This is a genomic window from Microbispora sp. NBRC 16548 (assembly GCF_030268985.1).
Classification (GTDB): Bacteria; Actinomycetota; Actinomycetes; order Streptosporangiales; family Streptosporangiaceae; genus Microbispora; species Microbispora catharanthi.
The window spans coordinates 735,467-749,566 of record NZ_BSSF01000002.1 but is presented as its reverse complement, the minus strand read 5'-3'; the positions used below and the strand labels follow the sequence as shown (position 1 = coordinate 749,566).

The window sequence follows — 14,100 nt, the reverse complement described above, 5'->3', positions numbered from 1 at the left end:
GGATGTGTCCCGACGGCGCCGACTGCCCCTGGCCGATGATCTCCTCGACCTGCTGGCGCACCCCCTCGAGACTGATCCCAAGGCTCTCCAGAGCCTTGGCCGCCACACCCTCACCCTCATGGATCAAACCAAGAAGAATGTGCTCAGTGCCGATGTAGTTGTGGTTGAGCATCCGAGCCTCTTCCTGGGCCAGGACGACAACCCGCCGCGCACGGTCGGTGAACCTCTCGAACATCTGCGCTCCTCGCTGCGGCGTGACCTACAATCGGAGTCTCCACTTCGGTTACAGGCTATGAAGCGGCGAATCCGTGTGTCAATCGAGGCGTGGGGAGAGCCGAGGAAATGCCGAACGACCAACGCGTTCCCGGTCCGGACACCGCCGGAGGGCCGGCCAGGACGCTGCGCGCCGACGCCCAGCGCAACCGAACGCGCATCCTTGAGGCCGCCGAGGCCGTCTTCGCGGCCAAGGGCCCCTCCGCCTCGACCGAGGAGATCGCCCAGAAGGCCGGCGTCGGGATCGGGACCGTCTTCCGGCACTTCCCCACCAAGGAGTCCCTGCTCAAGGCGATCATGCACGCGGTCGCGGTCAGGCTGACCGAGGAGACCCGGGCGCTCGCGGCCGAGGGCGACCCCGCCACCGCCTTCTTCGCCTTCTTCACCCGCACCGTCGAGCAGGCCGCGGAGAAGAAGACCGTCGTCGACCTGCTCGCGCAGGCCGGCATCCCGGTCACCGTCGCCAAGCCCGTCCTCGCCCTGCGTGAGGCCGTCGAGGTGCTCGTCGGCAAGGCCCAGCAGGCCGGGGCCGTACGTCCCGACGTCCGGGTGCCGGAGGTCATGGCCCTGCTGATCGGCGTGTGCCAGGCGTCCCTGCACACCCGGTGGGAGCCCGATCTGCGGGCCCGTACGCTCGCGATCGTCTTCGCGGGCCTGCGCCCCGCCGCGGCGGCCGGCTGACCTCCGCCACTGGGCGGTCACGCAAAACCGCAGCTCATCGGCGTGGCGGGCACGTCGTGTGAACCCTAGCTCCCCACAGCCGCAATGATTGGCTGCGCACGGTGCCGACGAACCCGTCGACGCAGAGGGGTCCGGCGCGCCGGGCAGCGGTCACCGTTGTCAGAGAGGAGACGACGTGCGGCGCCAGGACGAGGCCGAAGATCTGGTCCAGTTGCTCACGCCCGAAGGCGAGCGTGTCGCGCACCCCGAGTACGACCTGGACCTGTCGAAGAGCCAGTATCGGGGGCTGTACCGCGACATGGCGCTGGTGCGCCGGATCGACCGGGAGGCCTTCGCTCTCCAGCGCCTCGGCGAGCTGGGGATGTGGATCCCCTGCCTGGGGCAGGAGGCCGCCCAGATCGGCTCGGGCCGGGCGCTGGATCCGGACGACCACGTGTTCCCCTCCTATCGGGAGCACGGCGTCGCCTGGTGCCGGGGCATCGCTCCCCTCACGCTCATGGGCATGCTGCGGGGCACGACGAACGGCGGCTGGGACCCCCGGGAGACCCGCTTCCACCTCTACACGATCGTCCTCGGCGCGCAGACGCTGCACGCCGTGGGGTACGCCATGGGCGTCCGCAGGGACGGCGACGACTCGGCCGTCGTGGCCTACTTCGGCGACGGCGCGGCGAGCGAGGGGGACGTCAGCGAGGCGTTCAACTTCGCGGCCGTGTTCGACGCGCCGGTGGTGTTCTTCTGCCAGAACAACCAGTGGGCCATCTCCCACCCCGTCGGGCGGCAGAGCCGGGCGCCGATCTACCAGCGCGCGCGGGGGTTCGGCTTCCCCGGCGTACGGGTGGACGGCAACGACGTGCTGGCCTGCCTCGCCGTGACGAGGGCCGCGCTGCGGCACGTACGCTCCGGGGGCGGGCCGTTCCTCATCGAGGCGCACACCTACCGGATGGGCCCGCACACCACCTCCGACGACCCGGGCCGTTACCGGCCCGCCGAGGAGGTGGACGCGTGGCGGAAGAAGGACCCGATCGCGCGCATGCGGTCGTACCTGCTGCGGGAGGGCATGGCCGACGAGGCGTTCTTCGCCGAGGTCGACGAGGAGGGCGACCGCATGGCGCTCGAACTGCGCAACGGGGTCATCACCATGCCGGACCCGCCGGTGAACGCCATGTTCGACCACGTCTACGCCGATCGGCACGCGCTGGTGGAGGAGGAGCGCGCCTGGTACGCCGCCTACCTCGACCGCTTCGAGGAGCCCGGCGCGTGACCTACCGATGCCGCCGGGCCCGGCCGTCCGCAAGGGCCCCGTCTCTCACTGCCGTAATACCTCTCGAGAAGTGAGCGCGGGAGTATGATTCCGGGTATGAGCGGAGACAGGAAGACCCGGATCACCATCACGGTGGACCCTGACGTCGTCGAATACGCCGAGCATCTCGTCGCCGTCGGCAAAGCCACCAGTGTGGCCGCAGTCTTCAACGACGCCATCGCGGAAAAGCGCATCACCGACCAGCGTGCGCTCGCCCTGTTGCGTGAGCGCGCCCGGCAGGCTGATCCTGCGCGGGTCGCCCGCATGATGCGGCATGTGAACCGCCAACTCACTGAGCACGGTTTCCCGGCGGCGTCGAGTGAGTGACTTCACGCCGACGCCCTACGTTCTCGACACCAGCGTCCTGGCCGATGTCGCCCGTGGAGACGCGGATTTGATCGGGCTCCTCCAGGACTTCGACCGCGCAGGTCAATCACTCGTCATTCCCGCGCTGGCCGCCGCCGGTGCGCTCCTCGACGGCCGTGGATCGCCGGAGGCCCAGTCGCTGCTCGCCGGCCTGGCCGCGTTCGAGCACGCGGTCGTCGCCCCACTGGACGGCATCTCCCAAGCGGCCAAGCTCGCCTCGATGATGGCCGTCACCGGCCTCGGCGTTCACGATGCCCACGCCGCCGCCATCGCCGACGTGGCGATCTGCCCGATCCTCACCTTGCATGCCGGCAGATGGCAGCAATCGAGTCGTGCCCTGGACAACCCGCTGCACGTCATCGAGATCGCCGATCCGGACGAGTGACCATGGCCCTCTAACCGCGGACCGGGCGCGGCATGCCGATCCGTACGGGGACACCGCGAGACGCGTGCACGAGCGGGTCGTGGCCGGGTGTGGGAAGTCCGGCCGCTTCGAGCAGTCCCTGTTCCAGCCCGGCGAGCCGGGCACGGTGCAGGGGCCAGCGCGGGTGCTCCACCTCCGCCGTCGCCAGGCGGCCCGCGACGACCGTGAACAGCCGGTAGCGCTCGACCAGGAAATCCGCGAGCCCGCTCCGCTCGGCCTCGGTCAGCGGAGGGCCGAGGTCGACGTCCGCGTCGCAGCGCGCCCCGGAGGGCCCCGGCCACCGGCGCCGGCAGCGGTAGCGGCGCCGTGCCCCCCCGCCGGTCACGGACATGTCCGACCAGTAGTACGGCAGCCGATACGTGGCCCGGGCACCCAGCACGGCGGGCAGTCTCCCGGCGTCCAGCGACAGGAACCACAGGCCGCCCCTCCCCCGGGCGTCCCTGGCGTACGTGCGCACGTTGGTCTCGGGGAAGCGTGACAGCCACGGCAGCGGCGGCAGGCCGGGCGCCCGCACATCCCGCATCAGGAACGGCGTGAGCCCGACGTACGCGGACCCCTCGTAGGTGTCCACGGTGAGCCCGTCCGGCAGGAACGCCTGCACGAGTTCTGGCGGATACCTCCAGTGGATGAACGTGATGTCGGCCCAGCGGTGATACATCACCGGACGGTCAACCCGTCCCGGCGGCGGCGACGACGGCATGAAGACCATGCCCCGGCCCCTACCCACGACGCTGGAGGTCGGTCGCCGCGAGCGCCCCTTTCGTGTCGGTGCGCGACGCTACGATCATGCGCATGTCGGACGACTTAGCGGGGAACGCCCGATCCTTCCAGGTCGACCTGCGCGGACTGGTCGATCTGCTGTCCCACCACCTCTACTCCAGCCCGCGGGTGTACCTGCGCGAACTGCTGCAGAACGCGGTGGACGCCGTCACCGCGCGGCTGGCGGTGGACCCGGCGGCGCCGACGGACATCCGGATCACCGTCGAGGAGAACGGGCTGCGGATCGACGACCCGGGGATCGGCCTGACCGAGGCCGACGTGCACCGCTTCCTCGCCACCATCGGCCGCTCGTCGAAGCGTGACGACCTCGAAGGCGCCCGGCAGGAGTTCCTCGGACAGTTCGGCATCGGTCTGCTGGCCTGCTTCACCGTGGCCGAGCGGATCCAGGTGCTCACCCGGTCGGCCCGCGACCCGGACGCTCCGGGCGTGGAATGGTCGGCGACCTCCGACGGGACGTACACGGTGCGTACGCTTCCGCCGGACGAGCGTGCCACCCTCGTCGGCACCCCCGGGACGACGGTGCGCCTGCTGGCCAGGCCGGGGGCCCGGCGGTGGTTCGCCCCCGACCTCGTGGCCGACCTGGCCCGCGACTTCGGCGCGCTGCTGCCGTACGCGGTGACGGTGACGGGGGGCGGGCGGACGGTCCGCACCACCGACAGCCCTCCGGTGTGGGACCGCCCCTACCGTTCGGCGGCCGAGCGCCGGGCGGCGCTGCTCGCGTACGGCGAGCGGGTGCTCGGCTTCGCGGCGCTCGACGTGGTCGAGCTCGACGTGGAGCTGGCCGGGGTGCGGGGGGCCGCCTACATCCTGCCGAACGCGGCCAACCCGGCCGCCGGGGGCCGTCACCGGGTCTACCTGAAGGGCATGCTGCTGGGCGACGCGGTCACCGGCCTGCTGCCCGACTGGGCCTTCTTCGCGCGCTGCGTGATCGACACCGACACCCTGCGTCCCACCGCGTCGCGGGAGGGGCTGTACGAGGACGAGACGCTGGCCGCGGTCCGCGAGGCCCTGGGCGCCCGGCTGCGCGACTGGCTGACCGGCCTGGCCGCGCAGGAGCCGGGCCGCCTGGCCGCGTTCCTGTCCGTGCACGCCCTCGGCGTCAAGTCGCTGGCCAGGCACGACTCCGAGCTCTTCGAGATCATGCTGCCCTACCTGCGGTTCGAGACCACCGACGGCGAGGTGACGCTCGCGGAGTTCGCCAGGAAGCACCCGGTCGTGCGGGTGACGTCCTCGGTGGAGGAGTTCCGGCAGGTCGCCGGCATCGCGGCGGCCCAGGGCCTCGGGGTGGTCAACGGCGGCTACACCTACGACGGCGAGCTGGTCGCCGCGCTTCCCGGCGTCCTGCCGGGGGTGACGGTCGAGGAGCTGGACGCGGACGCGGTCACCGCGGCTCTCGACCCGGTGGACCCCCGCGAGGAGCTGGCGATGGCCGCCTTCCTCACCGCGGCACGCGCGGCGCTCGACCCGCTGGAGTGCGACGTGATCCTGCGCGCCTTCTATCCGGCGTCGGTGTCCGCTCTCCACCTCGACTCGCGGGCCGCCCGGAGCGAGCGCGCCCGCGCGGAGACCGCCGCCGAGTCCGACGAGCTGTGGGCCGACATCCTCGGCGCGCTCAAGTCGTCCGCGCCGCGCGCGCAGCTCGTGCTCAACCACCGCAGCCCGGTGGTGCGCAGGCTGGCGACGATCCGCGACCACACGCTGCTCGTCACCGCCGTCGAGGCGTTGTACGGCCAGGCGTTGCTGATGACGCATCGGCCGCTGCGGCCGATGGACACCTCGCTGCTGAACCGGGCCTTCGACCAGTTGCTCGGCTGGGCCGCGGCGAGCGTGACCGACGCGCCGGAAGGAGAGGGGCGGTGAGCGGCACCGCCGCGATCCGCGCGGGCCTGGAGGAGTGCGCGGCCCTGCCCGAGGGGCGGCAGAAGGCCGAGCGCCTGGAGGTGCTCGCCGCGCAGGCCCGCACGGCCGACGACCGCTCACTGGAGGGCGAGGTCCTGCTCGCCCTCGTCGAGGCGTACCTGTACGCCGCCGAGGGCGACCGCATGCCGGTCGCCGCGGGACGGCTCCTGCGGCTCCTCGACGACTTCCCGGCCGAGCTGGGACCGCTGACCTACTCCATCCACTGGCGGCTCAAGTGGATGACGCACAGCCTGGTCGGCAACCCCGCCGTGCCGCTGGAGACGACCCACCGCTGGCTCGACGAGCTCCAGAGCCGTTACCGGGAGCGTGGCTACAGCGCACGCCCGGTGCTCGCGCTGCGCTCGCTCCTGGCGCAGGAGACCGGCGACTTCGAGACGGCCGCCGCCGCGATGGAGGCGTCCATCGCCGCGCCCGACGACGCGATGGCCGACTGCGACGCCTGCGAACACAACGGCTGGGGCGCCTGGCGGGATGCCGCGGGCGACGACGAGGGCGCGCTGGAGTTCTGGGCGCCGCTGCTCGACGGCGAGCTGACCTGCGCCGAGGAACCCCACCGGGTGCTCGGGCAGGCCCTGCTTCCCCTGCTGCGGACGGGCCGCGTCGAGGACGCGCGCAGCGCGCATCTGAAGGGCTACCGACTGGCCCGGCGCACGCTCTCCCTCCGCGAGACGGTGGGGCAGCACATCGAGTTCTGCGCGCTGACCGGCAACGAGGCGCGCGGCCTGGAGATCCTCACCGAGCATGTCGCATGGCTCGCCCCGCACGGCGAGGAGGTCTCGCGGCGGCTCGGCTTCATCTGCGGCGCCGCCGTGCTGCTGCGCCGCCTGACCGCGCTCGGCCACGACGACCTGCCGGTGGGCGACCGTACGGCGGGGGCCGCGCTCGGCGACCTGGAGCGGGAGATCGGCGACATCTGCGCCCGTTACGACGCCCGCAACGGCACCCGCGTCGTGAGCGAGCGGGTGGCGGCGCGGCTGAGCCGGGAGCCGCTGCTCGACCGGCTGCCGGTGGGCTCCCCCGTGCGGCTGCCTCGGCCGGCGGGGGCGGGGGCGGTGGCCGCCGTCCCGGTCCCGCCCCGCACGGCACAGGCGTCGCTTGAGGATCTCGTGGCGGAGGCGCGGCGACTGTCCGCACTGCGCCATCCGCACGCGGACGAGGCGTGGGAACGGGTCGGCGCCGCCGGGACCGAGCTGCCCGAGCCGGTGGCCGCGCGGGTCGAGCTCAGGCGGGCGGGGACGGCGATGGAGCAGGACCCCGGCGCCGCGTACGCGCGGCTCCTGGCGGTCGCCGACCGGTTCGAGCGGCTCGGCGACCGGGCCGACGCGCTGGAGTCGCGCGCCGGGGCGGCCGTCGCCCTGGCCTACGCGGGTGACCGGGCCGGCGGCGAGAGCCTCGCGGAGACCGTCACCGCCGAGGCCGCCGCCGCGTACGCCCAGGGGACGCTCGACGCCGAAAAGTACCTGGCGGCCCGCAGGGCCGGGGCGTACGTCGCGGTGAGCACGCTCGCCGGGCCGGACGGGCCGGTCGAGACCGACGTCCTGGCGGCGCGTGCCCGGGTGGAGGCGGAGCTGTCCACGGCGGAGGAGCTGGGCGGGACCGGCCGGGCCGGCACCTACCACGACATGCTGGCCCGGATCTCCCTCCTGCTCGGCGACCTCGACGCCGCGCGCACGCATCTGACGGCCGCGCTGGGTTGCTACAGCGACGCGGGCATGCCCTGGCTCGCCGCGCGGCCCGCGGGCATGCTCGGTCAGATCGCCCTCGATCAAGGGGATCCGAAGAGCGCCGAGGGCCACGTGTCGACGGCCCTGGAGCACGGCGGAGACCTGCTGCCCGCCGGCGAGGCGGCGGAGCTGAGTTCCCTGCTCGTCGAGGCGCTCACCCGGCAGCCCGGCCGCGAACTCGACGTGGTGGGGGCGGCGCTCGCCGCGGCCGCCCGGTGGGACGGCCTTTCCGAGCCGGACACGCTGCACAACACCTTCGCCGCCGCCCGCGCCTACCACGTTCTCGATCGGCACGGCGAGGCGGCCGCGCTGTTCGAGGAGGTCATGCCGCGCGTCGAGGTCCCGTACGAGGGGGAGGCCGTCGCGCGGACGCGGGCGCAGTACGGCCGGTCGCTGGCCGAGCTGGGCCGGCACCGGGAGGCCGCCGAGCAGTTCGTCACGGCCGCGCGACTGGTGCAGGACGACCCCGACGCGAAGGAACTGCACGCGGAGCTGGCCTGGTCGGCCGCCGAGGCGCTGCAGTTCGCCGGGAGGCGGGACGAGGCGCTGCCCGCCTTCCAGCGGGCCGCGCGGCTGTGGGGCGACCTCGGCATGATCGTCCCGCGTGTACGCTGCCTGCGCGCCGCCGCGTGGCTGATGGACTGGACGGGCGGGGACACGGCGGAGGACGAGGACGGGGACACGGAGCCGCCCGGTGTCACCGCGATGCGGGCCGTGCTCGCCGAGCTGGAGTCCCTGGCGGGTGCCGAGCCGTCGGAGGAGGTCGCCGCCGAGCTCGCCGAGACGCGCCGGCAACTCGACGCGATGCTCGACGACGGCTTCGACTCGTGCGACTTCGATGAGAACGAGGGCGAGGACGAGGAGTAGACCCCAGGTGACGGGCCACGGCGGTGATGCCGGGCCCGAGCGGTCGCATGCCACCATTCCATCGAACTTTCGTCACAACCCAGCAAAAGTTCTGCAGTTTTGCCCAAACTATCTTCACAATTCTCCAAAAGGCGCTTACCTTCGGGGCGGATCACCGCTACGCGGCCGGTTTGTGAAGCGAACGCGTGCTCACGACCGTGCAGCGGGCCCGCACCGCACCGACGGAAAGGAAGCCCCGCCATGCCCCCCAGGCGGCCGACCTATCGCGCCAGAAAACGGATCGCGCAGACCTGCGCCTTACTCCTGGCCTTCACGGGCCTGACCGTGCTCACCCCGGCCGCGCCCGCGCAAGCGGCGCCCGTCGACGCCGCCGACTACCAGCGCGTGGAGCTGGCCAGGGGCGTCGCCGAGATGGGCGAGCCGATGACGATGACCGTGCTGCCCGACCTGTCGGTGCTGCACACCGCTCGCGAGGGAGTCCTGCGGCGCACCGACGCGCGCGGCGACACGACCGTGGTCGGCACGCTGAACGTCTACAACCACGACGAGGAAGGGCTCCAGGGAGTCGCCGCCGACCCGGGCTTCGCGACCAACCGGTTCGTCTACCTCTACTACGCTCCCCGCCTCGACACCCCCGACGGAGACGCCCCGGCCGCCGCGTCCGACTTCTCGGCCTGGAAGGGCGTGAACCGGCTGTCGAGGTTCACCGTCAAGCCCGACTGGACGCTGGACAAGGCCAGCGAGGTCAAGATCCTCGATGTGCCGGCCGACCGCGGCATCTGCTGCCATGTGGGCGGCGACATGGACTTCGACGCCGCCGGCAACCTCTATCTGTCGACCGGCGACGACAGCAACCCCTTCGACTCGTCGGGCTACTCCCCGATCGACGAGCGGCCCGACCGCAACCCGGCGTACGACGCCCAGCGCAGCGCCGGCAACACCAACGACCTGCGCGGCAAGATCCTGCGCATCAAGGTCAAGCCGGACGGGACCTACGAGATCCCCGAGGGCAACCTGTTCGCGCCGGGCACCCCGGACACCCGGCCCGAGATCTACGCGATGGGCTTCCGCAACCCGTTCCGGCTGAGCGTCGACAAGGCCACCGGCGTCGTCTACGTGGGCGACTACGGCCCCGACGCCGGCACCGCCGACCCCAACCGCGGGCCGAGCGGCCAGGTCGAGTTCAACCGGGTCGCCCGCCCCGGCAACTACGGCTGGCCCTACTGCACGGGCACCAACACGCCGGCCGAGACCTACAACACGTTCACCTTCCCCTCCGGCCCCTCCGGGGCGAAGTACGACTGCGCCGGCGGCCCGGTCAACGCCTCCCCGCGCAACACCGGCCAGCGCACGCTGCCGCCCGCCCAGCCCGCGTGGATCAGGTACGGCGGCGACGCCGGCTCGCCGCCCGAGTTCGGCGGCGGCTCCGAGTCCCCCATGGGCGGGCCGGTCTACCACTACGACGCCGCGCTCGACTCCGCGGTCAAGTTCCCGCAGGACATGGACGGCCACCTCTTCGTCGGTGAGTTCGGCCGCAGGTGGATCAAGGCGATCGACGTGCAGGCCGACGGGACGCGCGGTGACATCGCCGACTTCCCGTGGACCGGCACGCAGGTGATGGACCTGGCGTTCGGGCCGGACGGCGCGCTGTACGTGCTCGACTACGGCACCGGCTACTTCAACGGCGACGCCAACTCGGCGCTGTATCGCTTCGAGTACATCAAGGGCCGTGACCGTTCCCCGATCGCGGTGGCCAAGGCCGACAAGACCTCGGGCAAGACGCCTCTCACGGTCACGTTCTCCTCGGCCGGCTCCGCCGACCCCGAGGGCGCCACGCTCACCTACGCCTGGGACTTCGGCGACGGCACCACCTCCACCGAGGCGAACCCGGTCAAGACCTACGACAAGGACGGCACGTACACCGCGACGCTCACGGTGCGCGACCCCGCGGGCAACAGCGGCAGCGCGAGCGTGGTCGTCACGGCGGGCAACACCGCGCCGACCGTGACCATCGAGACGCCCACGGCGGGCAGCCTGTTCCAGTGGGGCGACTCGGTCCCCTTCACGATCAAGGTCACCGACCCTGAGGACGGCGACGTCGACTGCGCGAAGGTCAAGATGACCTACGTGCTCGGCCACGACAGCCACGGCCACCAGATCAGCTCGAAGAACGGCTGCTCGGGCGAGCTGACCATCCCCGTCGACGGCGAGCACGACGACGCGGCGAACATCTTCGCCGTGTTCGACGCCGAGTACACCGACAAGGGCGGGCTGACCACCCACACCCAGCACATCCTGCAGCCGCGGCACCGCCAGGCCGAGCACTACGGGGCCTCCTCCGGCGTCAACCCGATCAGCAAGAGCCAGGCGCACGGCGGCAAGACCGTGGGCGACATCAACAACGGCGACTGGATCTCCTTCAAGCCCTACGAGCTGAGCAAGGCCAAGGGGATCGCCGCCCGCGTCTCCTCCGGCGGGAAGGGCGGCACCATCGAGGTCCGCGCGGGGTCGCCGACCGGCACCCTGCTGGGCAAGGTGAGCGTGCCCGTCACCGGAGGCTGGGAGACGTTCACCGACGTCTCCGCGCCGCTGTCGAACGCCCCGGCAGGCACGACCGAGCTCTACCTGTTCTTCAAGGGCAACGACGGCGCGCTGTTCGACGTGGACGACTTCACGCTGACGGCCGAGCCGCCCGCGGGCGGCAGCCCGGGACCGATCGTCAACGCCGGCGGCCTGTGCCTCGACGTGGCGGGCGCCAACCCGGCCAACGGCACCAACGTGCAGCTCTACCAGTGCAACGACACCGGGGCGCAGGTCTGGACGGTCAACGGCTCCACGCTCCGCTCGCTCGGCAAGTGCCTCGACGTCTCCAACGGCGGCACCGCCGACGGCACGCGGGTGCAGATCTGGGACTGCGTCGCGAATGTCGGCGCGCAGGTCTGGACGATCGGCACCGACGGCACGATCAAGAACCCGCAGTCGGGCAAGTGCCTCGACGGCTCGAACACCGGGCAGATGGTCATCAAGACCTGTGACGGCGGCAACGCGCAGAAGTGGACGACCTCGACGACCACGGGCGGCGGCGCCGAGGGCGAGGTCCTGGTCTTCTCGCGTACGGCCGGCTTCCGGCACGACTCGATCCCGGCGGGCATCCAGGCCGTCAAGGACCTGGGCTTCAAGGTCACCGCGACCGAGGACCCCGCCGTCTTCACCGCCCAGAACCTGGCGAAGTACAAGGCCGTGGTGTTCCTCAGCACCACGGGCGACGTGCTGAACGACGCCCAGCAGGCGGCCTTCGAGTCGTACGTCAAGGCGGGCGGCGGCTACGTGGGCATCCACGCGGCGGCCGACACCGAGTATGACTGGCCGTTCTACGGCGGCCTGGTCGGGGCGTGGTTCGCCTCGCACCCCGCCGTCCAGCAGGCGACCGTGAAGGTGGAGGACCGGGCCCACCCGGCGACCGCCCACCTCGGGTCGACGTGGACCCGCACCGACGAGTGGTACGACTACCGCTCCAACGCCCGCACCACCGCCCACGTGCTGGCCTCGCTCGACGAGAAGTCGTACTCCGGCGGCAAGATGGGCGAGGACCACCCGATCGCGTGGTGCAAGGAGTATCAGGGCGGCCGGTCGTTCTACACGGGCGGCGGCCACACGGCGTCCTCCTTCTCCGAGCCGGAGTTCCGGCAGCACCTGCTCGGCGGCATCAGGTACGCCATGGGCGACCTCAAGGCCGACTGCCGTCCCGAGACCGGCTACACGACGCTCTACAACGGCGGCACGACCGGCTGGCAGCAGGCCGGGCCCGGCGGATTCACCAACGCCGACGGCACCCTGACCTCGCACGGCGGCCTGGGGCTGTTCTGGTACAAGGCGAAGGAGTTCCACTCCTACTCGCTCAAGCTGGACTGGAAGATGCGCGGCGACGACAACGCGGGCGTCTTCGTGGGCTTCCCCGCCTCCGACGACCCGTGGTCGGCGGTCGACAACGGCTACGAGATCCAAATCGACGCCACTGACGTTCCGGAGAAGACGACCGGGTCGGTCTACGGCTTCCAGTCGGCGGACCTCAAGGCCAGGGACGCCGCGCTCAACCCGCCGGGGCAGTGGAACACCTACGAGCTCCGGGTGGAGGGTGAGCGCCTGCAGATCTTCCTCAACGGCGTGAAGATCAACGACTTCACCAACACCGACCCGAAGCGGTCCCTCCAGCAGGGCTACGTGGGCATCCAGAACCACGGCGACGGCGACGAGGTGGCGTTCCGGAACATCCGCATCAAGGAGCTCGGCCCGGCGGAGGGCGACGTCACCGTCCAGGCCGAGAGCTGGACCGAGGCGAAGGGCGTCGACACCTACCCCCACGCTCCCGCGCACGGCGGCACCGTGCTCGGCTACGTCAACCCGGGTGACTGGGCGGCGTACGACGGCGTGGACCTCACCGGCGTCACCCGGTTCACTGCCCGGGTGGCCTCGCCCACCCCGAGCGGCGGCTTCGAGATCCGGACCGGTTCCCCGACCGGCCCGGTGCTCGGCAGCGTCACGGTCCCGAACACCGGCGGCTGGGAGTCGTACGCGGACGTCTCCACGGCGCTCACGAACGTCCCCTCCGGGAGCGTGAAGCTCTACCTGGTGTTCACCGGGGCCGACTTCGACGTGGACGACTTCACGCTCGTCCGCGACTCGAAGGACGCGAAGGCGCCGGTGACCACGGCCTCCCTCGACCCGGCGGAGCCGGCGAGCGGCTGGTTCACCGGTCCGATCTCGGTCACGCTGAAGGCCGCCGACGAGGACAAGGGCAGCGGGGTCGACAAGACCGAGTACCAGCTCGACGGCGGGGCCTGGACCGTCTACAGCGCTCCGGTCGTGGTCTCGGGCGACGGCTCGCACACGCTGGCCTACCGCTCGTCGGACAAGGCGGGCAACGTCGAGGACGCCAAGACCCTGACGGTCAAGGTGGACGCGACGGCGCCGATGACCACCGCGTCGTTCGCTCCGGCGAACGACGAGGGCTGGCACAACGGCGCGGTCCCGGTGACCCTCGCCGCGGCGGACGGCACGTCCGGCGTGGCCAAGATCGAGTACGCGATGGACGGCGGCCCCTGGACGCCGTACGCCCAGACGGTCAGCATCACCGGTGAGGGGCAGCACGAGCTGCGCTATCGCTCGGCCGACAAGGCGGGCAACGTCGAGGAGATCAAGGCCGTGACGGTCAAGATCGACACGAAGGCGCCCACCGTCGCGGTCTCCGGCGTCGCCGGCGGCCAGAAGTACGGCGACAGCCTGGACCTGACCATCGGCTGGACGGCCGTCGACAGCGGCTCCGGCATCAAGACGGTCACCGGCACGCTGGACGGCAAGCCGTTCACGGCGGGCACGGTCCAGGCGCTGTACGAGCTGGCCCTGGGCGAGCACACGCTCACCGTCACCGCCGTCAACAAGGCCGGCAACCAGACCGTTCAGACGGTGAAGTTCTCCGTCGTCACCTCGACGGACGACATCACCGCTCTGATCGACCGTTTCGAGGCCGCCGGGAAGCTCACCGGCAAGAGCGCCCACAAGCTCCAGACCAACCTGGCGACCGTCCGCGACGCGGAGAACAAGGACAAGAAGACCGACAAGATCACCAAGGAGCTGCAGAAGTTCAAGGACGTCGCCGGCGACCAGAAGGTCGTCACCGACGCCCAGGTCCGCGCCACGCTCCTCCGGGACGCCGACGCGCTGATCGTCCAGTACGGCGGCACGCCGAAGGGCTGACGCCCTGCTGA

The 14,100-nt window shown here is 71.7% G+C and carries 9 protein-coding genes; 7 read left to right on the top strand and 2 right to left on the bottom strand.

Features of this window, described 5'->3' with window-relative positions:
• A partial coding sequence (locus QSK36_RS07790; protein WP_285781838.1) for a Clp protease N-terminal domain-containing protein occupies positions 1–235 on the bottom strand: 235 nt, incomplete at its 3' end.
• A gap of 107 nt (positions 236–342) precedes the next feature.
• On the opposite strand from QSK36_RS07790, the gene QSK36_RS07785 reads away from it, so the two are divergent.
• The 4 genes from QSK36_RS07785 (at position 343) to QSK36_RS07770 (ending at position 3,005) form a co-directional block, all read left to right on the top strand.
• Positions 343–954, top strand: a complete 612-nt coding sequence (locus QSK36_RS07785) for a TetR/AcrR family transcriptional regulator (RefSeq protein WP_183535131.1) — start codon at positions 343–345, stop codon at positions 952–954.
• A 175-nt stretch (positions 955–1,129) separates the two neighbouring features.
• Positions 1,130–2,215 carry a pyruvate dehydrogenase (acetyl-transferring) E1 component subunit alpha gene (gene pdhA, locus QSK36_RS07780; RefSeq protein WP_285781837.1) on the top strand — a complete coding sequence of 362 codons (1,086 nt, stop codon included), beginning with the start codon at positions 1,130–1,132 and terminating at the stop codon, positions 2,213–2,215.
• 96 nt (positions 2,216–2,311) lie between these two features.
• A complete protein-coding gene (locus tag QSK36_RS07775) occupies positions 2,312–2,581 on the top strand; it encodes a hypothetical protein (RefSeq protein WP_182903888.1) in 270 nt (89 codons plus the stop codon).
• Positions 2,574–3,005: a hypothetical protein gene (locus tag QSK36_RS07770; protein ID WP_183535127.1), complete on the top strand. Its 432-nt coding sequence runs from the start codon at positions 2,574–2,576 to the stop codon at positions 3,003–3,005. The genes QSK36_RS07775 and QSK36_RS07770 overlap by 8 nt, the downstream gene beginning before the upstream one ends.
• Before the next feature lie 10 nt (positions 3,006–3,015).
• On the opposite strand, the gene QSK36_RS07765 is transcribed toward QSK36_RS07770, so the two are convergent.
• Entirely contained in the window at positions 3,016–3,702 is a 687-nt protein-coding gene (locus QSK36_RS07765; RefSeq protein WP_285781836.1) for a YqjF family protein, read from the bottom strand.
• 134 nt (positions 3,703–3,836) lie between these two features.
• Here QSK36_RS07765 and QSK36_RS07760 point away from each other — a divergent pair, with 134 nt between their 5' ends.
• From QSK36_RS07760 to QSK36_RS07750, 3 genes are all read left to right on the top strand, one after another.
• Positions 3,837–5,684: an HSP90 family protein gene (locus QSK36_RS07760; RefSeq protein ID WP_285781835.1), complete on the top strand. Its 1,848-nt coding sequence runs from the start codon at positions 3,837–3,839 to the stop codon at positions 5,682–5,684.
• Positions 5,681–8,335 (top strand): tetratricopeptide repeat protein, encoded by a 2,655-nt coding sequence (locus QSK36_RS07755; RefSeq protein ID WP_285781834.1) that lies wholly within the window; start codon positions 5,681–5,683, stop codon positions 8,333–8,335. The genes QSK36_RS07760 and QSK36_RS07755 overlap by 4 nt, the downstream gene beginning before the upstream one ends.
• Positions 8,336–8,575: 240 nt before the next feature.
• Positions 8,576–14,089: a ThuA domain-containing protein gene (locus tag QSK36_RS07750; RefSeq protein WP_285781833.1), complete on the top strand. Its 5,514-nt coding sequence runs from the start codon at positions 8,576–8,578 to the stop codon at positions 14,087–14,089.
• The last annotated feature ends 11 nt before the right edge of the window (positions 14,090–14,100 follow it).